We start from the raw sequence: 24114 nt of genomic DNA, 5'->3' as shown, positions 1-24114 counted from the left end.
CACTTAATCTCCAGCATGGATTCTCATATGACCCCTGACACTGATAATCAAGCAAACGCTCAAGCAAGTTCTCAAGAAAAATTTGCCACGCCTGATAATACACCGCAGCTGCAAGCGTTTCGCGAAGTGGTTGAATCACGTCGTTCAGTGCGCCGCTTTACCGATGCGCCGATACCTGATGATGTGTTAGCAGACTGTTTGCGTTTGGCCATGCTTGCACCAAACTCTAGCAATCTACAGCCGTGGGAATTTTATGTGATTGATGATGCGGATAAGCGCAAACGCGCGGTGAAAAACTGCATGAATCAAAATGCAGCGAAAACCGCCGCTCGTTTAATCGCAGTCGTTGCGCGCACCGATGTGTGGCATGATCATGCCAAGCAAATATTGCGCGAATACCCTGATAAGCCAGTACCCAAAAAGGTCAAAGACTATTATACCAAAGTCGTTGCCATGGACTTCTTACGAGGACCTGCCAATGTGGTATCAGCGGCTAAATGGGGTGCGACTCAAGTGGTCAGACGGGTAAAAGGTCCGATTAAATCACCTTACTATACTTTTGAAGACACCAAAAACTGGGCAACCAACAATACCGCCCTTGCGGCTGAAAACCTAATGCTTGCACTACGCGCGCATGGCTTTGATAGCTGTCCGATGGGTGGTTTTGATGAGCCTGCCATGAAGCGCTTATTAAATTTAAGCGACGATCAACATATCATTATGATGATTGGTGCTGGTGAGCGCGCTGATAATGGCGTTTACAACAGCCAGTTCCGCTTTGACCAAAAGCAATTTGTTCATTACGTATAAAATCTTAAACCGTCATTAGTTATTATTACTAGTTATTTTAGCCATCCCTTTATTACTCCCTTAACCAAGGATTGTCATGACTATCTCGCAAAACCCAACGTTTGATACCTTTAAAGGTTTATTCAACGAAGCTGAATTTGTCTATCGTCATCTCGGCTCTAATGAGACCAAGCAAGCTGACCTGCTCAGTGCCGTTGGTTATCAAGACATGGCGAGCTTCATCAACGATACCGTGCCTGAGCCAGTGCGCTTGCATAAAGAGCTAGATTTGCCAGTAGCGATGAGTGAGCATGCCGCGCTTGCCAAATTGCGTACCATGGCAGATGACATCACTGTTAATAAGAGCTATATCGGACAAGGCTATTCGCCAGTACGTATGCCTGCGGTCATTCAGCGTAACGTCCTTGAAAACCCAGGCTGGTACACCGCTTATACGCCTTATCAGGCAGAGATTGCCCAAGGTCGTCTAGAAGCCTTGCTTAACTTCCAACAAGTATGTATTGATTTGACTGGTCTTGAGCTCGCTGGCGCGTCATTGCTTGATGAAGCAACCGCAGCCGCAGAAGCCATGGCAATGTCAAAGCGTGTGAGCAAAAGCAAATCAACGCAGTTTTTTGTTGATGACCGTACCTATCCACAAACCTTAGATGTTATTAATACCCGTGCCAAGTACTTTGGTTGGGAAGTGGTGGTTGGTGATTTTGAAACCGCTAAATCTGGCGACTATTTCGGTGCGCTATTCCAGTACGTCGGTGTTGAAGGCGATGTTAAAGACTTAACCGACGTCATCGCTGCGGTGAAGAAAAACAAAACTTACGTGAGTGTCGTCAGCGACATTATGAGCTTGGTGCTATTAAAATCACCAGCAGATATGGGCGCAGATGTCGCTTTGGGTAGCACGCAGCGTTTTGGTATTCCAATGGGCTTTGGTGGTCCACATGCTGCTTACTTTGCCTTCTCTGATAAAGCTAAGCGCTCAGCGCCTGGTCGTATCATCGGTGTCTCTAAAGATTCACAAGGCAATACTGCCCTCCGTATGGCACTACAAACTCGTGAGCAGCATATCCGCCGCGAAAAAGCCAACTCAAACATCTGTACCTCGCAAGTATTGCTTGCCAACCTAGCCGGTATGTATGCCGTTTATCATGGTCCAGGTGGCGTAAAACGTATCGCTACTCGTATCCATGCGTTTGCGACTGCCTTTGCAGATGTCATCAAACATGCTAACGACAGCAACTTAAATGTCGTACATGACCAATTCTTTGACAGCGTTGTGATTGATTGTGGCTCAGAAAAACTGGCCACTCAAATTTTCGAAAATGCTGACAATGTAGGCTATAACTTATGGCGTCTTGGTGAAACCAAATTAAGCGTCGCCTTTAGTGAAACCAGCGATCAACAAGATTTTAGCGTCCTAACTCAACTGTTTGTTAGTAAAGCACATGACCTACCAGAAGACGCTCGCGTTTCTCTTGATAGTGCGCACTTGCGTACCGATCCTATTTTATCGCATCCAGTATTTAACTCGCATCATACTGAACACGAAATGCTGCGTTATTTAAAATCGCTTGAAGACAAAGATTTGGCAATGAACCGCAGCATGATTTCATTGGGTAGCTGTACCATGAAACTGAATGCCACCAGTGAAATGCTACCGATTACTTGGCCTGAATTTGCTAATGTGCATCCTTTTGCACCGCGTGATCAAGTCACTGGCTATATCGCCATGATTGATAGTCTACAAGACCAACTTAAAGCGATTACTGGTTTTGATGATGTGTCTATGCAGCCAAACTCTGGCGCTTCAGGTGAGTATGCGGGTCTATTAGCGATTCGCCGCTATCATGAATCATTGGGTGAAACTGACCGTGATGTTTGTTTAATCCCTCAGTCAGCGCACGGTACCAACCCTGCGACAGCTATGATGATGGGTATGAAAGTAATCGTGGTTAAAACTGATGACAATGGTAACGTTGACATCGATGATCTAACTGCTAAGTGTGAAGAAAACAGTGCCAATCTAGGTGCATTGATGATTACTTATCCATCAACGCATGGCGTGTTTGAAGAAGGCATCCGTAAAATCTGTGACCTCATTCATAAACATGGCGGTCAAGTTTATATGGATGGTGCCAATATGAATGCACAGGTTGGCATGATGCAACCGGCTGACGTTGGCGCTGATGTATTGCACATGAACTTGCATAAAACCTTCTGCATCCCGCATGGCGGCGGCGGTCCAGGCATGGGCCCTATCGGCATGAAGTCGCATTTAGCACCCTTTATGGCCAATCATACATTGAGCCCTGTGCATAATGCGCAAAAAGACTGCTCGGCCGTATCAGCAGCCCCTTATGGTTCAGCAAGCATTTTACCAATTTCATGGATGTACATTGCCATGATGGGTCGTGATGGTCTGCTAAAAGCCACTGAGCTTGCGCTATTAAATGCTAACTATGTCGCTGCTCAATTAAAAGACCACTACCCTGTCCTTTATACGGGCAAAAACGGTCGCGTTGCTCACGAATGTATCATCGATATTCGTCCGTTGAAAGAAGAGACTGGCATCAGTGAAAGCGATATTGCTAAGCGCTTGATGGATTACGGTTTCCACTCACCAACGATGAGCTTCCCAGTTGCTGGTACCTTGATGATTGAACCAACTGAGTCTGAATCTAAAGAAGAATTAGATCGTTTCATCAGTGCCCTAAAATCTATCAAAGCCGAAGCAATGAAAGCCAAAGCTGGCGAAGAGGGTTGGACGTTAGAAGACAACCCACTGGTCAACGCACCGCATACCGCGGCGATGGTCACCAACAGCGAATGGACGCACCCATACAGCCGTGACACAGCAGCATTCCCACTGCCTTATATCCGCGCCCATAAGTTCTGGCCAAGCGTAGCACGTGTCGATGACGCTTATGGTGATAAGAACCTCATGTGTTCTTGCCCAAGTATCGAAAACTATATGTAGTTTTCAAATAAGTATGAACAGTTGATATAAAAATAAACCTCCAAGTCAGCAGCTGACTTGGAGGTTTTTATTTTGCCGCTAATATTTAGCGCTATAATAAAATGGCTATCAATCTATTCACATTATTTACTTGGTTAGAATTAACTATGCAGAAAAACAATCTTGTCATTCTCATCCATGGTCTGCACCAAACCGCTTGGATCATGCGACCACTGGCCAAACGCTTGCAAGCAACAGGATTTGATACTCATCAATTCGGTTATCGTAGTATGCGTGACGGTATCAAAACCAATAGTGCCCGCCTAAATAGCTGGCTAGAAAACCATCATCACCCTGACCAACCGATAGATTTGGTCGGTCATAGTTTGGGCGGTTTGATTATTCGTGATTTTGTCACTACATATCCGCAATGGCAGATAGGACGCTGCGTGACACTTGGGACACCGCATGTAGGCAGTGTATGTGCTGATTACATTTGGCGCTTGACCCCAGCTGTGGTGGGGTGCTCGTACGTCGATGCGCTAGATGGAACGGTCGCACCTTTACCGGAGCATATTACCCTTGGGGTGATTGCGGGTAATCGTCCTTATGGCCTAGGACAGTTGTTTTTGCAGTATCATAATCGCAAACTGCGTCGAGCAGATAATATGCCATCAGTAGAACATCTGCTACATGATGGCACCGTATATGTAGCAGAAACCAAAATAGAGGCAGCCACGGATCATATCGTATTACCAGTGTCGCATACTGGGATGCTGGTCGATAAAACCGTGGCCGCGCAAACCAAGTACTTTTTACAACATGGACAATTCGAGCATAACAAGCTTACGTCTTGAGAAAAGCATCATCTTTTATCAATGATAGAATCTTATGGCTTATCTAACATTGATACCCATACCCTGCTGCAACTCAGTTTTATGTTTTTTGATGACTGGAATCAGGGTGTTCATGACCCAGTCATTCCGCCAACCTTTTAAGCCTTCTGGCAACTCGCTTAAATCTTTATCAAAAGCAATTACTTCATACAATTGCCCGAGCCACTTCTTACGCATCAATACATTGTCAGGTACGCCGATAGCTCGTGCGTGATCATCGATCGCTTGCTGCACTGCTTTTGACAGTACTTTATTTTTTGAGCGATACGGCGGTAATAGGCAATCAGGATATTCAGCAGGGTGCAGGTTTTTTGCTCGATTTATCACTTTTAGCAGCTCTTCGCCGTATAAGCGCAACATACTGCGATGCATCGTGGTTTTGTGCGCAAGCTCTCGCATATTGCTTGGTTTTTCAGTGATGATCTCACGTACTGCTTGTTTTTTGATCACAAACGTACGCGGCTGATTGGTCGAACGCGCCAGCTCCTCGCGCCACGTCGCAACCGCTTGCAGTATCGCCATCTGCTGTGAAGTATAACGATAATCTGCCATTGTTAGGTACATTGCATTGTCTTCAACATGCTGAGCATCATACAAATCACTGGCATAAAGCTGGCAATCTGCCCATACATAATCGTATAAACCTTGCTTTTTTAACGCATATTCAAGACTTAAATAAAGCGCTGGCAAAAAGCGTACGTCATCAATCGCATACTGCTCTTGCTCGTCTGATAATGGACGTTGTAGCCAGTCCGACTGGCTTTGTTCTTTATCAATGTGCATGTCTAGCTGGTCGTCAAGCGCTTGCTGATAGCCCATTTGTAATTGACCCGTTAAGTAAGACAACGCAATTTGCGTATCAAATATATTGGTCAATGGCGGACAGCCAGAGAGTAGATAAAAAATTCCTAAATCCTCACCACAGGCATGCCAAATCGCTACATCAACTTTGGCCAGTGCCTGCCACAGTTCGGTCAGTTGCAACTGCGGGGCATCTAATAAATAAACATGATTACCGGTGTTGAGCTGCACCAATGCCAAGCGCGGATAGTAAGTATCACGTTTGATAAACTCAGTATCTAACGCCACCCGACCACAAGTTGCCAATGCATCGATAACTTCAGCCAAACCATTTTGCGCACGCACCCACGTGACAGCAGCTTCGTCGGCACTATCTAGCAGTGCATCAATATCTGGCTCTGAAGGTATAGCTGATTCTATTTTAGAATTGATTGATGGTGCTAATAAATCATCAGAAACAGCAATGTTAATGTTGTCTGCAAGGTTTGATTGGATGGCAGCAGTTGAAGCTGTTGGAGCATGGTTGGACACGGGCAGATACCTGCATAAATAGGAAAAAATAAAACGCTAAAGGGCGTCTCAATAAAAGTAGATAACAAAATATTAGTGAATCAATTATAACAATTTCATGAAATAAAATGGACAAGACTTGGTTTTTATAAAGAAGTTATAGAAAAAATGCCAGTATGCTATAAAAATGAACGATTTTGCATCGCTTGTCCAAGGGTCATGCTATCAAGATATTCAAGCTCGCCGCCCATTGGTACACCTTGTGCCAAACGTGTGACCTTATTAACATGACGACTAACCGCTGCGCTGATAAAGTGCGCGGTGGTCTGCCCTTCGACAGTCGTACCAGTCGCCAATATCAACTCTTCAACAGGCTCTTGCTTGACCCGCCAGACCAGTTGTTCAATATTCAAATCATCAGCGCTAATACCATCAATCGGTGATAAATGACCACCTAACACAAAGTAGCGGCCACGGTAGCCTGCGGTTTGTTCGATAGCCATCACGTCTGCTGCCGTTTCGACCACACATAGCAAGGCATCATCACGGCGCGGATCTTGGCACAGCGGACAGATGTGATCATCACTGAAGCTATGGCAGCGTTGGCATTCGACGATATCGCGCATCGCCTCATCAAGCGCTTGAGCAAGTGCCATGCCTTGTGGGCGTTTTTTGGTAAGCAAATGCAGTGCCATACGTTGGGCACTTTTTTGACCCACACCCGGCAAAATACGCAGCTGTTTAACCAGCTGATCAAATTTGGCTGTCAGCAAAGCATCTTCCTTTATTTAACTTAATTTATAAATCGTAGCTATGAAAATGGGGTCGTATCATGTCGATAACAACCCCATTTTGTCTTTAACATGTCGTGTTTGGCTTAAAAAATAACGACTTAGAACATACCTTGCATACCAGGTGGTAGACCCATACCTGAGGTCGCGCCAGCCATGGTTTCTTCGTATAGCGCATCTGCTTGACGAACGGCATCATTGATAGCAGCAGCGATAAGATCTTCGATCATATCTGGCTCATCTTCTAGCAAGCTTGGATCGATGGTTAAACGCTTAACCACATGGCGACCCGTCATGGTGACTTTTACCAGACCACTGCCCGCTTCAGCTTGTACTTCTTTATTGGCAAGCTCTTTTTTAGCGTTTTCAACGTTTGCTTCGACTTTCTTTTGCATTGTTTGTGCTTGTTGCATTAATGCTTGGATATTCATAGTTGCCTCTTTTGTTTTTTAATCATAAATGATTGATATTTTACTAGGGCGTGTCCTCAATTCAATTGATCATATCTAAACGGGCTAAAAATGGCTAAATCTTGCCAAACATCGTTAAATAGCTGGTTAATATCCCGATATTATCTGCGCTATTTTCCTCGTTTGACTGCAATTTATCTCATTTTTATCACCATTTTTGAAATAAGGACACGCCCTAATATAAAGTGCTAACCGCGATTATACCGTTATCTTTACAAACTGTCTAAACCACGCGCCAAATCTTTGATGATATCTTCTACATCTTCTAAGCCTACTGACAAACGAATAAGACCATCTTTTACGCCCGCTTCTGCGCGCTCTTTTGCACTCAAGCGAAAATGGGTCGTTGTTGCAGGATGGGTAATCGTCGTTTTGGCATCGCCCAAGTTATTGGTGATAGAAACCATTTGGGTAGAATCAATGACATGCCAAGCGGCAGATTTCGAATCACGACTATTTGAATCAGTGCTGTCAGAAGCCTTTACTTCAAAACCCATGATAGCACCATAGCCATCTGTCATATGATGTTGACGCGTCGCAAGCTCATGAGCGGGATGATCACTCAAACCTGAGAAATGTACGGCACTAACATTGGGATGATTAACCAAAAACTCTGCCACTTGATTGGCATTTTGACAATGCGCTTGCATACGCAGTTTCAGCGTCTCTAACCCTTTGGTAAATACCCATGCGTTAAATGGACTCATACTGATACCGCCTGAGCGTACCACGGTAAACGCCTCTTGCATGAGCTTATCACTGCCGACCAATGCACCGCCGAGTACTCGCCCCTGACCGTCTAGATACTTAGTTGCAGAATGAATCACCACATCGGCACCCAAATCAAGCGGACGCTGCAAAGCTGGGGTAGCAAAACAATTATCCACAACGAGTAGGATATCATTGGCTTTACACAGCTGGCTTAAATAGCCAATATCACAAATCTGTGCCAATGGATTGCTAGGACTTTCGCAATAAATGACTTTGGTGTTTGGTTGAACGGCGTTTGCCCACGCCTCATTATCGAAGCAATCAACGTAGCTGACTTCCACACCGAACTTTGCCATATAATTATTAAATAGACCAATCGATGAGCCAAATAATTGATTGGCAGCAAGCAAATGATCGCCCGCTTTCAGATATGCCAAGCACATAGTCAAAATCGCGCCCATGCCAGAGGCTGTCGCCACTGCGCGCTCACCGTTTTCAAGCGCTGCCAAACGACGCTCAAAGGTACGCACACTCGGATTGGTATGGCGTGAGTACACGTTGCCCGTTTTGTCTCCATTAAAATGTGCCGCGGCATCTGCCGCTGAGGTATAAACGTATGAGCTGGTGGTAAAAATAGCCTCTGAGTGCTCACCCTCATCGGTACGATGTTGCCCTGCCCGTACAGCAATGGTTTGCATACCATAATCGAGAGCTAAGTTGAGCGCGTCACTGCGCCAGTTTGGATCTAATTTATCTACATTTTTATCATCATGGGCTTGCGACTGACTCATAAATATTCCGTTGCTTTGATTGGTATTTTGATTGTTATAAAATGACTGCTTATTCTTCTGATTATCGACCGAATGCATCAGCGTTATCATATCATGTCAACTTATTCCACACAGCTGGTTTCAAGCGATGGCTAAACATTATTTTTGAATACACATCTATAGTCGGTTCAATATAATTTAGATACAAGGAAGGCAAGCGAAAGTACTACAAATAGTAGGCTAATCGAGCCTGACACCGTATCTGGTTTATATAGGATTGACTATACCTCTTTCTTAACAACAGATGAAAGAGAGAGCATATCTAAACGATAAGTAAATAATGACTGAATAAGTCGCTGAATCTAACAAAAATAACGTATTTATAATAGGCATAGTTGACGACAGCTGATAAGCTTAGCGGCGATTTAATTTTTGCCTTGGGCGATATTGTTATACGCTTCGTAATCAGTGCTATCATCGGTAAAATAAACGATGCATTAGCGCATGTCCTTCATTCAATTGATAGTCTTTTTAATGGGCTAAAACTGAGGACATGCCCTCACGCTTACTTTCTAACAAATACTTCTTTATGTAAGGCTCACTAAGGTAATTCATTTATGTCGATGTTCAGTATAGAACCAAGCAACTTATCGTTGAGTCTAACACTCGGACTAACCTTAGGTCTTAGTGGATGTCAGGTTTTGCCAAAACAGCCGCACTTACCTGAGAGCCAAGCATTATCAGCACGAGTACATGACTTATATCAACAAGAAGACAATCAAGAAACTGGACAAAGTGACACAGTAGCAACCAATGACGTTGATTTGGTAGCATCGATTAGCGAGCAGAATGATATTCACCCAGATTTATCCGGCTATCACCCCATTGTAACTGGTGCCAATGCTTTTGCTTCTCGCAGTATATTAACGGATATGTCCACACGTAATATCGATGCGCAGTATTATATTTGGCATAATGACCAAGCTGGTCAGCTACTATTGAAAGATCTGTGGGAAGCGGCTGAACGCGGCATCATTGTACGCTTATTATTAGATGATTTTAATAATGATGCCACTTTCGATCAGCATTTATTACGTTTTTCCAGTCATCCGAATATCGCGGTACGAATCATCAATCCGCTGATGCACCGTAAGTTTCAAACATTAAACTACGTCACAGGTCTGCCACGTATCAATCGCCGCATGCATAATAAAAGCATGACTTTTGATAAGCAGATTACCATCATTGGGGGACGTAATATTGGCAATGAATATTTAAGCAATGACCAAAATAGTCAATTTGCGGATTTGGATGTTTTACTCATCGGTAAAGTCGTCGCAGATATTGACAACAGTTTTTCAAGCTATTGGTCGTCGCCTTTGTCATTTGACATCGAAACGCTAGTGAAGCCTGACAACAATACAGCGCCTGATTTCCTAGCGGCACTGGACAAGCTCGGTCAGGATGAAAAAGGTAGCGACAATCATTTGACGGTGTATAAAGAAGCGCTAGAAGAGTCAACGATAGACAGTGACTTGGTCAACAAACGCGTGCCTTTTCGCTGGACAGACATGCAGTTTTTGAGTGATGATGTGGGCAAGCTGACTAAAACGGTACCAACGGATACCAATTTGGTGCATCAATTGCGTACCTTATTAGGCAGTCCAACCAAAAAGCTAACCATCATTTCTTCTTATTTTGTACCCACCAAAGATGGCGTCAATACTTTAGTGCAATTGGCTGAAGCTGGTATCGAGATTAAGATTTTGACCAATTCATTTGATGCGACCGACGTGACTGCTGTGCATTCTGGCTATAGTCAATGGCGACCTAACTTGCTGCGCGCTGGTGTCAAAATCTACGAGCTAAAATCCACTGCCTCTGAAGAAAAACGCGAAAACAAGCTCTGGAAAGCTCGTAGTCAATCCTCAACCAGTTTACATGCAAAAACGTTTGCCGTTGATGACTATCAAGTATTCATTGGCTCCTATAATGTTGACCCTCGCTCTGCCAATATCAATACAGAAATGGGTGTGATCATCAATGATGATGAGCTGGCAAAACAATTGCATGGTGCGCTGAGCGATGACCTGCTAAACCAAGCTTATGAAGTCAAACTATCAGATAATGGTAAGCTACAGTGGCATACTATGGAAGACGATAAAAAAGTGGTTTATGATTCAGAGCCACGCGTCGATATCAGCGATCATGTCTGGCTGACCATCATGTCATGGTTACCTATTGATTGGTTGCTATAGCTGCCATCATCAAAAACACTCTAAAACTTGGTCATATTTACATAATAACAGCGCTATTGAGTGATTCTTTTGCCCAATTTTTTAGTTTGAATACTTTTTAGTTGGAGTGCTTTTCATTTAAGCACTATTCATTCAAGTGCTTTTAACTCCGATGCTTATTGCTTAATAACTTTTAGCTCAAACGTCTTTATTTTTTCGGCAAATCATTATTTTTCATATTGATTTGTCGTTTTTTATTATAGCCGGTTATCCAGATAATAATCGGCTTAACGAATACTATTATATGTGGATGCGCGACCTATTATGCCTTCTCGTTCTCAATATGCAATGATGTCTTCTAAAGACAGAAACACAATACTGTTTATCTGCTTTAGCAGCGCAGTCGCGTTTTTTGATTTTTTGATTTACTTATATCTAGCAGATATCGTCGCCGCGGCTTTTTTCCCTGCCAATATTGACCCAGCTATTACAAAGGTGCAAGGGCTCGGTCTATTTGCAATTGGCTATTTGGCACGCCCACTTGGCGGCATCATCTTTGGTCGTTATGGTGATATTAAAGGTCGAAAACCCATACTATTGATTAGTATATTAGTGACGGCGGCCAGCTTGTTGGCGATGGCATGCTTACCGACCTATGGACAGTGGGGGCTGATTGCACCAACCTTATTTATAGTTTTGAGGCTGATACAAGGCATGGCATTTGGTCTTTATGTGCCACTCGCTTGGGTTTTTGTGGCAGAGCATGTGCCGCGCCAATATTCGTCAGCAGCCTGTAGCTATGTCACCGCCAGTTTTTATGTAGGCGTGCTGTTTTCTAATGCATTTTTTCTTTGGTTAACCAATTCTATGACGACTGAGCAATTGGCTAATTACGGCTGGCGCTTGCCATTTTTCATTGCGGCCATTCTAAGTTTATTACCATTGTTGGCGTGGCGATGGATAGATGAGTCACCCTTTTTTTTGGAAATGAAAAACTCAAAACCAAGCGATTATGTTGCCAAACCCTTCAATTTACTCTTTAAGCACTGCAAGCATTCGATATTTATCGGCATGGTTCTCACGCTTATTGTTTCTAGCATCACGACCGTGGTTGTGTTATTGCTACCCGATTTGATTGAATTACGTTTTACCTTAGACAGAGATTTATTTGGATTCTCACACAGTCTGGGTATTGTGTTCATGGTTTTTGGTTGTATCTTTTATGGAATAATATCTAACCACCAAAACTTCGGTAAAATTCTGACGGTTGGCTCTATTCTTTTAATCGCTCAGATGTTTGCCTTTTTCTACCATCTGCAAGCCAGCGGTGACTACATCCTCATTATGTATGCGCTTTTAGGCTTTTGTGCTGGCATCGTTGGGATGATACCTGCCATCCTTGTACAGTTATTTCCGACCAATGTACGACTAACAGGAATGGCTTTTTGTTATAATATCGCCTACGGTATTGTTGGAGTGCTTGTGCCTTTTGGACTGGGTTATGCCACTCTGTATGTGAGTTTCTCACCAGCGCTCTACATTGCATTTATCGGTTTTATCGGCATAATAATGGGTATTTATTTTTATAATTTGCCTGAATTCAAAAAAATCGACCACATTATTTAGCTATAGTCGGTTCAATATAATTTAGATACAAGGAAGGCAAGCGAAAGTACTACAAATAGTAGGCTAATCGAGCCTGACACCGTATCTGGTTTATATAGGATTGACTATAGTAGGTAGCTGCCTATTATCTGCATAACGATTGAAATTAAAAAATTAAGGTGCAATCGTATGTCTCATACATTGCACCTTGTTCATTTATTTAAGACACCAATATTAAAATATTAAGGCTCAAAACCATGGTTGATATGACCAACAAACGTCTTTCCGTTGCACCCATGATTGATTGGACAACGACGGATTATCGTTATTTTGCTCGGCTTTTCAATCCGCATGTTTATTTGTACACCGAGATGATCAGTACGGGCGCGCTGATACATGGCAATCGTGCACGGCATCTGCGCTTTGATACGCTTGAGCATCCGCTGGTACTACAGCTGGGCGGCGCAGATATTAGCGAGATGACGCAATGCGCTGAATTTGCTCAGCAGCATGGCTATGATGAGGTCAATATCAATGTTGGTTGTCCCTCGGATCGCGTACAGCATAATAAGATTGGTGCTTGCCTCATGGCAGAGCCTAATACAGTCGCTGATTTGGTCAAACACATGCAAGCGGCGGTCGATATCCCAGTAACCGTCAAGCATCGTATTGGTATCGATGATTTTGACAGTTATGAGTTTATGGTGGATTTTGTAGAAAAAGTGGCAGCAGCGGGTTGTACACGCTTTATTGTCCATGCACGTACTGCATGGCTACAAGGGCTTAGCCCCAAGCAAAATCGCGAGATACCACCGCTACGTTATGAGGATGTCTATCGTCTCAAACAAGACTTTCCACAGCTTGATATCGAGATTAATGGCGGCATCGATACCGTTAAAGACATCGAAGCACATTTGCAGCATGTGGATGGCGTGATGATTGGTCGCGCGTTTTATCACAACCCTTACCTATTAGCAGAAACCAATAGCTTATGGAACGAACCAGCACCTAAACGCTCAGATATTCTAGCGCAGCTGTATCCGTATATGGAGGCGCAGATTGCTAAAGGTGAAGCACTGCCAACGATGACCAGACATTATTTAGGGCTGTTTCAAGGACTGACGGGTGCGCGCAAATGGCGACAGGCATTAAGTGGTAAACCTCAGCTAACAATCGACGATATCAAACGGGCAGCGGATGAGGTGTTACTACTAAATCCTAATACTTAAGAAAATTCATTATTATGACGATAGCTATAAAAGTGTAACAATAACGCCGAAATAGCCATTATTTATTTAGGCGATTTGCGCAATATATTGCCACATCGCCGCCCCATTATTCACAATATGCAATAATATCGGCAGCAACAGCGAGCCTGACTTGATACGCGCGTAGCAAAATATCAATGCCAGTACCACAATGGTACTGATTTCATAAATACCATACTGCACATGGATCACCGCAAATATCAAGCTGGTCACGACACTTGCGACGATCGCCCCTCGATGCTTTGAATAAGTTGACGAGGTAAATTGCTCTGCGATCGCTGACCATAATAGACCACGAAATATCAACTCTTCATAGATTGGCGCGACAATGACCATTGCAAATATCAACAGCCATACTGAGCTGACAGACTGATATAAAGGGTCAACGAAGAGCAATGGCGATTTATCAAGTAAATAAGTCAATGCCTGACTGCCAATCATAAATATCAATAGCAGCCCAAGCAATCCCATACCCATAGCAAATGAGAACGGCTTTAGCGCTAAATACTGCCGACTATCGCCGCCTCTTACACGGATCACCAAAAGGCTAATAGGAATCAATAGCACGCAGCCTATGATAATAGAGAGGCTGACCACAGTGCCATCGTTACTACCAAAAAAGAAGATATCAGCCATGGTTGAATTTTTAGAAGCCGGTAATACTAGCTTGCCAGCGATATACACGCCTAGCAGCTGACTCATAAAAAATGCCATCAGCATACCAACAGTCAGTAGAAAGACACCCAATCGTGAAAATAGCGGCGTGCGCTTAGGCGGCGTATTAAGATTGTGCGAACCAGTAGCATTTTTTAGCATAAAGTCATTACTCAAACGGATATTTTGTCAGCTCGCATCTAGGGCGTGTCCTCAATTCAATCGATTATCCTCTAAATGAGTTAAAAATGGCTAAATTTTGCCAAACATCGTTAAATAGCTTATCAATATCTCGATATTATTTGCGCTACTTTCCTTGTTTGACGGCAATTTATCTCATTTTTATCACCATTTTTAAAATGAGGACACGCCCTAGCATAAGCAATAATGAGCAGAAATAGTCATCAGCGATTATGTTGGTAATTGCTGCTCAATCAATGATAATACTTGCTGAGATACCGACTCTGGATACTCAAGTGGGAACATATGACCACCGACATGGGTCTCATAAGGAATATTCAAACGCGACTTTATTTGTTGCGGAAATCGGCGTTTTAAAAAGATACTGTCTTGACCAATAATTAAAGTAACAGGCGGCTTTGGGCCATGATTTGGTGCCAGCCAATACCAAGATGGATTAGTGCGAAAGACAGCGACCTCACTGGCTTTCGGAATCGCCAATGTCACTTTGCCATCCGCACGTTCGTGTAGCCCATGCTCGATATAGCCTTGAAAACTGCGTTCATCAAAGTTTTTGAAAAAGCCTTTGTGCCGCATCTTATCATACGCATCTGCGCGGCTCTCCCAGACATCACGGCGATGCTTAGACACGCCAGCTGGTGACAATTTATCCATCAGGCGGTTATTCATCATTGGCAATCTATCCGCCGTCTTTGCCAAATGCCATAGCAAGCTCACTTTGCCATAAATCCAAGGTGGATCCATGAGTACCGCTTGGGCAAAGTACTGCGGCGCACGATACAATGCCTGCAAGGTACACATCGCACCCAGCGAATGGCCCACTGCCACTACTTGCGTCACACCATGCTTCTCACAGGTATTTTTGACACTATCAATAATCTGCTGTGTAAGACTACGCCAATGATCATCGACTGGATAATCAGGCGTTGCACCCAGCATGGCAATATATTCAATGGTAAAAAATTCTGCTAACTTCTCAAAAAATGGCTGATAAACCGCACTTGGCATCCCATTAGCATGAGCAAAATGCAGGACAGGTTTGTTGGTTATTGTAGAGACAGGTAAAGCAGTAAAAGTTGGCAAATTAATTTCATCACTCATGACAAGCTCTCTTCGATTTAAGTCGCTATTTAGGGTATTTTTTATAATCATTGAATCTCATATACAATTGAGGCTGAGCATAATCATACGCTCAGCCTCAACAATCATACACAGTAAATCTCAAACATAACACGCTTAACGCATCTGCGCATTACCTTCTTCTTGCGGTAAAACATCAAGGCTGACACTAGAGCCAATGCCCGCACCCAATTTAACAGCAAAGCGGTCCATGAATAATTGAAACGGATCTGTTGGGCTATAATTGATCACATTATCCAGCTCTAACTGCTTTTCTAAGCTAGCGATGCTGCCTTTCTTATCGGCTAAGCCAAGCTCAATCGACTGCTCGCCTGTCCAGAATAATCCTGAGAACAGCTTATTTTGTTCAGGATTTTTGAGACGATCACCGCGCCCTTCTTTCACTGCATTAATGAAATGCTTGTGGGTGTTGTCCAATACTTTTTCGACATGTTTTTCTTCATAGTCCGTTAACGGACGTGACAAACTTAAGATGTCTTTGTATTCACCAGCAGTAATCGTACGATCTTCTACGCCAACTTTATCCATCAAACCTTTGATGTTATAGCTTGGCATAATCACGCCAATAGAGCCAACCAAACTTGACGGGTTCACATAAATCTCATCCGCCGCAGAAGCAATATAATACGCGCCAGAAGCACCCATATCACCAATCACTGCATAGAGTTTTTTGTCTGGATATTCTTTACGCAAATCCATCATAGTCTGCCAAATCTCATCAGACTGTACTGGTGAGCCACCAGGTGAATTGATATCCAATGCTACCGCCTTTGAATTGCTATTTTCAAAAGCACGGGTCAATGCCTCATTGACATCATAAGCATTGGCCACATCGCCACTACTAATGACACCTTGTAGCTCAACCACAGCTAAATGCGGCTTGCTCGTGTCGACACCATCTAGACCCGTTGGCGCGCTGCTGCTGCAACTACGACCAAGCGTCAGAAATATCAGTAAAATATAACCAAAGGTCAATAGTTTAAAAAAGATACTCCAGCGACGGGCGCGGCGTTGCTCGACCACACTAGCCAATAAAGTGTTTTCAAGCAATCGCCATTCTTGTCCACTCGGCTGGCTTGGCGGCGACATCGGTACTGGCTGATTTGCCGAATTGTCAGGACGTTTGTTAGGGTCTGGTGGCCAGTTGGGCATATAACTTCCTAAGTCAGAAACAGTCTAAAGCAATAAAAAGAGAAGATAGAAATACAGTCAGTAATAAGGAGCTGCTTCTCACTCCAAATACGGTCACAGTCATCTATATTCATAGGCTGCTAAGTATGGTGGTATTTCAATCATGGTTCAATAGTATAACTGCGAAATATCACTATATTGTAACATTGATTAGATAAGCAATATTTTTATGGCATCGTATTGGTAGTATCTACTGCCGCATTGAGAGACAACGTTGCTTCTGGCATTTTGTCGTCATAAGTGATCATTTCATTGATGGTTTGACGACTTATCACCTTAGCAGTTATCTGTGATGTGCTATGTCCTAGCCATGTCACATTACGAAAAGTGCGTGGTTGCTCAGGTGGCCCGACTGAACATAACAATGTCCACATTTGCCAAATGCGCTGATGAGTATCTGCATTTAATATCAGACGTGCCTGAGGCATATTGACTTGATGAGTCGGTGGCTGGCTACTTGATGTGAGTGTCTGCGCAGTGGCAGGTATTGATTTGAGTGGATCAGCCGCATTATATTTTAATACCCTTATGGGCAAGCTGGCATCTATAGCCACCATACAATCCCAAACACTCGGACTGTCTATGTTGCTCCACCCTGTCAATGCTTGTATGGACAAATCACCATTGCCCAACTGCCACGTTTTGCCTTGTTCACAACGTTGCACACTAATATTCGTAATGTCCTTGGATTGGCTAGTGACTTTATAGGCTTGCTCAAATGCAGACCAATGATCAGAGCGCCCTGCTTGCCAATACTGACTAATAGGTAAACGCTGATTAAGCTGAAAAACCGTCAAAGGCAACAGCTCAGAAGCACTAGCATTAGTAGAAGCAGAAGCATTAGAAGCTAAATACGTCTTATCAGTAGTAAGCGTATCCGTCAATCCAGCACTACTACTCTGCACGACTATACCTTCTAGTGTATCAACTGACAAGCTACCCAGCTGCTGCGCCAATGTCATCGACAGCTTATTCGCCGTTAGATTACTGGGCATCGTTCGTGCGACATTGGGTCTGTGGTCAGATAAAAATAGCCAGCTGATGTTGTTCTTATGCGTATCTGTTGTGGATGACTGCTTATTATTGGTAACAGGATACTGTAACAAAGCAGCGCTTATATAGGGGTCACCCGTTGGTAAGATATACAAGGTCGGTATCGTCGTTAGTGATTGCTGATTGGCATATACTGTCATCATTAATAAGGTTAGCGGCGGCAGTGCCAGCCAACGACTGATAAATCCTCGTGGTAGTAGCCATGGCAACATACTTAATAGTACCATCAGCAATATGGCGACATTCACGGGGGTATAAAGCCACGCTTCTGACAATGCTGGTAATGAGGTTAACCACGTTATCAGTTCATGCAATTTCGCGACAATGGCGCTAACAAGCAGCCAAATACTATCAGCAATAGCAGGTGATAAAAGATAGCAAAGCCCTGCCAACAGATTAAGTGGCACAATCACCCAACCAAATAAACCGATAGCAAATAGATTGATGACAAGACCCCACAGCGACGCCTTGCCAAATAATAGCAATGTAATAGGCAGTAAAGTAATAAATAGCCAAAATTGTAATTTGAATACACGTTTGCCTATTATCCAAACACGCTTGAATGCAGTCTCTACTACACTGGCATTATGAGCAGATGCCGTTTCTGATACGACAGCTGATTGCGTATATGATGCATCATCATATTTAAGGAGTAATGCCACTGCGATAAAAGATAGCCAGTACCCTGCCTGCCATAATACGTAGGGATCAAGCCATGCCATCAACACTGCCAAGGCAAACAACACCCGCATCGTACTAACCGGCAATAATGTTAAACGTACCAAACCTATCGCGAATAACATCCATGCGGTACGAGCAGCAGGTACATCAAAACCAGTAAATAGCGCATAAATAAAAGCAGCAGCGATCATCACCCACCAGCGCACTTGCCAACACGGTACATAACGATAAACCTTTGGCCATAGCCGATCAAAAAGCAACACCGCCGCACCCGACAGCATAATCGCTAAAAACAACACATGGGTGCCAGAGATAGCCAGCAAATGTGAAATACCAGCCAGTTGATACAAATCCTTGGTATCGCGATTGATTAAACTGCGATCACCTGTGAGCAAACTTAAAGTGACCGCTTTTGCCTGTTGCGCTGCTGTGGTCTGTGTCGACCAATCTTGATAAAAATGCTGGCGTAATTGCCAACGTCCTTGATTAATATAAGTCTGAAAACGCTGCAGATATGAAGAAGAGGCAAACGCTGGCTTTGATACCTCAGTATTGGTGACATTTGATGTGCCAACGGTCAATATATTAGCGACTCCATCAATATGACGACCTCGCAGCCAGCGATAATTGTCAAAACCAGATGGATTGCTCAACGCTTGCTCAGAGGTCGCCAGTGGTGCAAGCGCTAAACTCATAAACAGCTGATCGCCAGGTTGTAAGTAATTTAAGCGGTCAAACGGATTGTTGTCCAAATTTTTCTTGGATGATTGTTTTGATGGATTTTTTGGATAACCATTGAGCAATACACGGTACGTGCCATCCTTACCGTTATTGTTATTGTTATTGTTATTGTTATTGTTATTGTTATTTAAGTTATTTTCATACAATCTATTATTGCTTAGGCTATTATTTTCATCTATTAGAAAGTTACTGGTCATGGCATCTAAATCTTCAACCGCCAACGCCGACACCAAGGGTGATATATCACTAATGACAACAACTTGTCGATAGCCACTGTCCGTGGCGACGTCATAAACGCTGTCACTTATCCCTTCGATGGTGACTAATGCTTGTACACGCATTGGCTCAGTGATTTCTGTTAGTTCTGCTTGCTGATGGCTAATCAGGGCTTGCAACCCACTGCCAATGATTAATCCAATTGCCAATACAGCAACTAAAACATGAGTCAAGATACGAAAGAAGAGTTTAGATTTATGTGAAATATTATATGAAGGATTACGTGAAGAGAGACCCGCAGTATGTTGCGATAAATGGCTGGGTTTTGCAGAAGGTACATTAAACTGGGCAATAACAATCAGTATAATAGCAAAAATAATGAGCGAAAAAGATAAGGTGGGAGTATTCAATATATCCATTAACGATGAACTAGTGGGTATCGCCATACTATCTGCGACTGCCAAAACGCCCATCATGGCGATAATAATCAAGCTACCAATCAACCAGTACACCAGCGCTCCTTGCTTGATGAGGTGAATATTAGTTTTTGCCTAAATAAAGCCATTTATTATGATAAATAGCCACTTAATACGACGAAAATGTACCGGAATGCTAAAACACAGATTGATACTAAAACCAGAAACAACAACTGATACGTCATGCAATAGCATTTATATAACTATTACCCTATACTGACTGACATATTGCGATGATGATAATCTGACATCATTATCCTCTATATCCTCAGCTGTACACTTTATGAATAATATTACTTTATAGCAGACCATCAATGCGATTGAGCGGACTGTAGCTAACGATTACAAAAGGCGATCCTGTGCCCCAAAAACGTCTGAAAGACCTGCTTCCTACGCCAGAGAAAATCTTAGAAAGTCGCACCTTAAAACTGTTCGCACCGCATTTGGCTGATCCACGATTATGGCACTTTAATCGACATAGCTTAAATAAAGCGGTCTATATCGGGGTGCTTAGTGCATTTTTCCCATTGCCAGGGCAGATGCTACTGGCTCTAGTTGGCTCATTAATTTTTCGTGCCAATGTTCCCATGGCACTCGGCTTGACTTGGATTACCAATCCACTCACGAGCTTGCCCATCTTTTATGCAGGCTATTATATCGGTGCCAAAATCCTTGACGTACCGATGATTAGTCTGCGGCTTATCGGCAGGATGATCGCTGATTTTAGCTTATGGGCACTGTCAGATGGTGCAAATCCATTTATTACCTATCGCGGCACGGTATCGATTGCTGCTTTTTGCATAGGCTTGACGATCTTAGCGATTGTGACCAGCATCGTTTGTGGACTGGCATTTAAGGCTGTTTGGCGCTACAAAACCGTCGTGAGCTGGCAAAAACGTCAGCAAGAACCTTCTGATAAATCGCCTAAAATCTAATATATACTGCTGTTACCAAGTCATGGTAACCATAACGTAGCGAACCACCCTTTACTATCAACCATTCACTAACGATAGCAATCTAGGTCACCATCTATCCTCGATTATTCTATGCTATGTCTCGATATCACCTTAAGCTGGCTATGACTTAAAAACAAAAGTCATTTTCTTTGTTGATACCAGTCACTCTGCTTCTTTATTCTTTTCTATGGCAGCAAGGATGTTGTCCGTAAGGCTAGTATCCATCACGAAAACTTCAACCACTTTTTCATCTTTAAGCAACGTATAGCGTTTGCCCGTTGCACTGTCTTGAGCTTTTAGATCATAATCAACGCCAGCCAAAGTAATGGCATCAAAAACGGGTGTTAACAGATCTATTTGTGCCTGTTTATCAATTGTCTCGAATAACGTCACATCCATATAGGGTGTTAAAGGTTCATTGCCTTCTTCGGCACTGCCAAAAACAGCGATTGGGTCGTCATCTCTATCCATCATAATAATCCTTCTTTAATAAATTGGCGGCATTTTGCAGCCCCATTTTGCGTTTATTTTTATTAAAAACTTAGTGCCTGTTGAACATAATATTGTCGTTCTAGGGTATATCCTCATTTAATAATGATGATAAAAGCAAGACAAATTGCCGTTAAACAAGGGAAATAGCACAGATCATAGTGATATTAATCAGCAGTTCAGTTCAACAACGTTTGATAAAGTTTAGCCCATGTAGATATCCATTGACTTAAATCAGGACACACCCTACTACTTAGCAACCATAACCATTTACGCTATTAAACTTAAAACGTTAAAAAATGCAGCGTTAAAAAACAGTTAATACTGCTCCCAATGACCATTACGTAGCAATAACTGACGATCTGCCAGCGCCGCTAGATTGCGATCATGTGTCACCATTAATAGTGCGGTTTGCATGGTATTTTGCAGCTCTGATAATAATCCAAACACGCTTTGCGCATTGTCATAGTCCAAATTACCCGTTGGCTCGTCTGCCAAAATGAGCGACGGCTTCGTAACCAAAGCACGGGCAATAGCCACACGCTGGCGCTCGCCGCCCGATAGCTCACCAGGTCTATGCGCCAGACGGTGCTCAAGTCCGACACTTTCTAGTATCGCAATTGCTTGCTCTCTTGCTGAAGTCGTTGAGACCTCTGGTCGCATCAATAACGGCATTGCAACGTTTTCAATGGCAGTAAATTCGGCTAATAAATGATGAAACTGATAAATAAACCCCAAATGCTTGTTACGCATGGCACCGCGCTCAGTTTCATTCATGCTATTTAACAATTGACCATGTAGCCAGACCTCGCCGCTGGTTGGCGTATCAAGACCACCAAGCAAGTGTAGCAAAGTGCTCTTGCCTGAACCACTGGTGCCAACGATGGCAATGCGCTCGCCAGCATGGACGGTCAAATCCAAGCCAGTCAGTACTTGCGTACTAACCGCCCCTTCATCATATATCTTGTTGATATTTTTCGCCTCTAAAATGGCAGACATGGCTTTTCCTTTATTCTATTTATACTGGTATTGATGCTTTATTCAGCGCTACAAACAATTTATCAGCCTAAACTTGCATTAAAATTAATTTTACCTAACAAGCATTGGTAATAACTTAAACTGTATATAAAAACTTAAGCGGCATATAAAATCATTTATTCATAACGCAACGTCTGTGCTGGCTGAATCTTAGCCGCTCGGCGTGCTGGATAAATGGTTGCCAAAAAGCTCAGTACGAAAGACGCACCTGTAATCAATACCACATCTAGTACACGCAACTCTGATGGCAAATAATTAACAAAATACGCATCAAACAAGTTCAAATTAAAGACTTGATTAATAAAGCCTAAAATATCACTCACTGTAAGCGCAAATATCACGCCCAATATCGTACCAGCAATCGTACCAATCACACCGATGACCACACCTTGCACCATAAACACTTGGGTAATCAAACGAGGAGACGCACCAAAAGTTTTTAGAATCGCAATATCCGCTTTTTTATCAGTTACGAGCATCACTAGGCTGGAGACAATATTAAAAGCTGCTACTAAGATAATCAAAAAGAGCAGCAACCCTACCATCGCTTTTTCCATCTGAATCGCACCAAATAGGTTGCCATGCGTTTGTGTCCAATCATTAGGATACAACTGCTGAGGGGCAATAGCGGCGGCTTTTTCTGCTGCCATCGGCGCGGTAAAGATGTCATTGAGCTTCATACGCACACCCTGCGCGCCATCTGGCAGACGCAACAGTTTGGCCGCATCACCCATCGGGATAAATGCCATGAGGCTATCCACTTCTGGACTGATGGTAAAAATACCTGTCAAGGTAAAGCGCTTGAATCGTGGTATCACGCCAGCTGGTGAAGGCGATGCCTCTGGCAGCACTAGCGTCACTTTATCACCCAGTTGTAGCCCTAGAGACTGTACCATCTCTTCACCCAGCACAATATTGAACTCACCACTTTGTAAAGTATCAATACTGCCTTGAACCATATGTTCATTGATAATAGAGACATCTTTTTCGTATTCAGGATCGACACCAGTGACCATAATCCCTGCAACCTGACCGTTTGACGTCAACATCCCTTGCAGTTGAATAAAGGGCGCTACAGCTGCCACTTCAGGATCTTCTTTAATTTTATCAGCCAATTGCTTCCAATCACTGATAATCTCGGTGGAAACGACCGTTGCTTGCGGGACCATACCCAAAATACGGGTTTTTAACTCCCGATCAAAACCATTCATGACTGATAGCACCGTGATCAATACGGCAACCCCAAGAGTCAAACCAATCATCGAGATAAGCGAGATAAAGGAGATAAAACCATTACTACGCTCTGCTCGGGTGTATCGTAAGCCGATAAACAACGCTAAAGGACGAAACATATTCAAACTCTTTATCTTATCTACGTGCGACTTTATATATACTATAAAACGAGCAACAGCAAATGCATCTCACACCTGCACTTGCCATAGTCACATATAAATCG

General features: G+C 43.2%; 18 protein-coding genes. 7 read left to right on the top strand and 11 right to left on the bottom strand.

What is annotated here, in order from left to right; all coding sequences use genetic code 11:
- Positions 1 to 27: 27 nt before the first annotated feature.
- The 3 genes from I3257_RS02205 to I3257_RS02195 all read left to right on the top strand — a co-directional run bounded on the left by I3257_RS02205 (position 28) and on the right by I3257_RS02195 (position 4620).
- On the top strand, positions 28 to 810 hold the full coding sequence (locus tag I3257_RS02205; protein WP_055123896.1) for a nitroreductase family protein: 783 nt from the start codon (positions 28 to 30) through the stop codon (positions 808 to 810).
- 76 nt (positions 811 to 886) lie between these two features.
- Entirely contained in the window at positions 887 to 3784 is a 2898-nt protein-coding gene (gene gcvP, locus I3257_RS02200; protein WP_238048681.1) for an aminomethyl-transferring glycine dehydrogenase, read from the top strand.
- Positions 3785 to 3930: 146 nt separating this feature from the next.
- Positions 3931 to 4620: an alpha/beta fold hydrolase gene (locus I3257_RS02195; RefSeq protein WP_238048680.1), complete on the top strand. Its 690-nt coding sequence runs from the start codon at positions 3931 to 3933 to the stop codon at positions 4618 to 4620.
- A 39-nt stretch (positions 4621 to 4659) separates the two neighbouring features.
- On the opposite strand, the gene I3257_RS02190 is transcribed toward I3257_RS02195, so the two are convergent.
- From I3257_RS02190 to I3257_RS02175, 4 genes are all read right to left on the bottom strand, one after another.
- Positions 4660 to 5991 (bottom strand): HRDC domain-containing protein, encoded by a 1332-nt coding sequence (locus I3257_RS02190; RefSeq protein WP_238048679.1) that lies wholly within the window; start codon positions 5989 to 5991, stop codon positions 4660 to 4662.
- A 158-nt stretch (positions 5992 to 6149) separates the two neighbouring features.
- Complete coding sequence (gene recR / locus I3257_RS02185) at positions 6150 to 6743, bottom strand: recombination mediator RecR (RefSeq protein ID WP_055123892.1); 594 nt, start codon at positions 6741 to 6743, stop codon at positions 6150 to 6152.
- A 119-nt stretch (positions 6744 to 6862) separates the two neighbouring features.
- Positions 6863 to 7192 carry a YbaB/EbfC family nucleoid-associated protein gene (locus I3257_RS02180; RefSeq protein WP_045445429.1) on the bottom strand — a complete coding sequence of 110 codons (330 nt, stop codon included), beginning with the start codon at positions 7190 to 7192 and terminating at the stop codon, positions 6863 to 6865.
- Positions 7193 to 7443: 251 nt separating this feature from the next.
- Positions 7444 to 8733 (bottom strand): O-succinylhomoserine sulfhydrylase, encoded by a 1290-nt coding sequence (locus I3257_RS02175; RefSeq protein WP_238048702.1) that lies wholly within the window; start codon positions 8731 to 8733, stop codon positions 7444 to 7446.
- A 596-nt stretch (positions 8734 to 9329) separates the two neighbouring features.
- Between I3257_RS02175 and I3257_RS02170 the strand changes: the two genes are divergently transcribed.
- From I3257_RS02170 to dusA, 3 genes are all read left to right on the top strand, one after another.
- Positions 9330 to 10970 (top strand): phospholipase D family protein, encoded by a 1641-nt coding sequence (locus I3257_RS02170; protein ID WP_238048678.1) that lies wholly within the window; start codon positions 9330 to 9332, stop codon positions 10968 to 10970.
- Positions 10971 to 11273: 303 nt separating this feature from the next.
- Positions 11274 to 12575: an MFS transporter gene (locus I3257_RS02165; RefSeq protein WP_238048677.1), complete on the top strand. Its 1302-nt coding sequence runs from the start codon at positions 11274 to 11276 to the stop codon at positions 12573 to 12575.
- Positions 12576 to 12811: 236 nt separating this feature from the next.
- Positions 12812 to 13783 carry a tRNA dihydrouridine(20/20a) synthase DusA gene (gene dusA, locus I3257_RS02160; protein ID WP_238048676.1) on the top strand — a complete coding sequence of 324 codons (972 nt, stop codon included), beginning with the start codon at positions 12812 to 12814 and terminating at the stop codon, positions 13781 to 13783.
- A gap of 66 nt (positions 13784 to 13849) precedes the next feature.
- Here the strand turns inward: dusA and I3257_RS02155 are convergent, their stop codons facing one another.
- The 4 genes from I3257_RS02155 to I3257_RS02140 all read right to left on the bottom strand — a co-directional run bounded on the left by I3257_RS02155 (position 13850) and on the right by I3257_RS02140 (position 20211).
- Entirely contained in the window at positions 13850 to 14638 is a 789-nt protein-coding gene (locus tag I3257_RS02155; RefSeq protein WP_238048675.1) for a CPBP family intramembrane glutamic endopeptidase, read from the bottom strand.
- Positions 14639 to 14887: 249 nt separating this feature from the next.
- On the bottom strand, positions 14888 to 15778 hold the full coding sequence (locus tag I3257_RS02150) for an alpha/beta hydrolase (protein ID WP_238048674.1): 891 nt from the start codon (positions 15776 to 15778) through the stop codon (positions 14888 to 14890).
- Positions 15779 to 15913: 135 nt separating this feature from the next.
- Positions 15914 to 16969, bottom strand: coding sequence for a signal peptide peptidase SppA (gene sppA / locus I3257_RS02145; protein ID WP_045451362.1), 1056 nt, complete (start codon positions 16967 to 16969; stop codon positions 15914 to 15916).
- A 206-nt stretch (positions 16970 to 17175) separates the two neighbouring features.
- Positions 17176 to 20211, bottom strand: a complete 3036-nt coding sequence (locus tag I3257_RS02140; protein WP_238048673.1) for a ComEC/Rec2 family competence protein — start codon at positions 20209 to 20211, stop codon at positions 17176 to 17178.
- Between the two features lie 323 nt (positions 20212 to 20534).
- Between I3257_RS02140 and I3257_RS02135 the strand changes: the two genes are divergently transcribed.
- Positions 20535 to 21110, top strand: a complete 576-nt coding sequence (locus tag I3257_RS02135; protein ID WP_227685489.1) for a DUF2062 domain-containing protein — start codon at positions 20535 to 20537, stop codon at positions 21108 to 21110.
- A 183-nt stretch (positions 21111 to 21293) separates the two neighbouring features.
- Here the strand turns inward: I3257_RS02135 and I3257_RS02130 are convergent, their stop codons facing one another.
- From I3257_RS02130 to I3257_RS02120, 3 genes are all read right to left on the bottom strand, one after another.
- The gene (locus I3257_RS02130; RefSeq protein ID WP_238048672.1) at positions 21294 to 21605 is read right to left on the bottom strand and encodes a hypothetical protein; all 312 of its coding nucleotides are present in this window, start codon (positions 21603 to 21605) and stop codon (positions 21294 to 21296) included.
- 333 nt (positions 21606 to 21938) lie between these two features.
- On the bottom strand, positions 21939 to 22619 hold the full coding sequence (gene lolD / locus I3257_RS02125) for a lipoprotein-releasing ABC transporter ATP-binding protein LolD (RefSeq protein WP_045451357.1): 681 nt from the start codon (positions 22617 to 22619) through the stop codon (positions 21939 to 21941).
- A gap of 155 nt (positions 22620 to 22774) precedes the next feature.
- A complete protein-coding gene (locus I3257_RS02120) occupies positions 22775 to 24010 on the bottom strand; it encodes a lipoprotein-releasing ABC transporter permease subunit (protein WP_055123885.1) in 1236 nt (411 codons plus the stop codon).
- Positions 24011 to 24114 lie beyond the last annotated feature (104 nt).

Source organism: Psychrobacter sp. Ps7, from assembly GCF_022129225.1.
Lineage (GTDB): Bacteria > Pseudomonadota > Gammaproteobacteria > Pseudomonadales > Moraxellaceae > Psychrobacter > Psychrobacter immobilis_A.
Note: the sequence above shows the minus strand (reverse complement) of the source record. Positions and strands in the feature narration are given on the sequence as shown.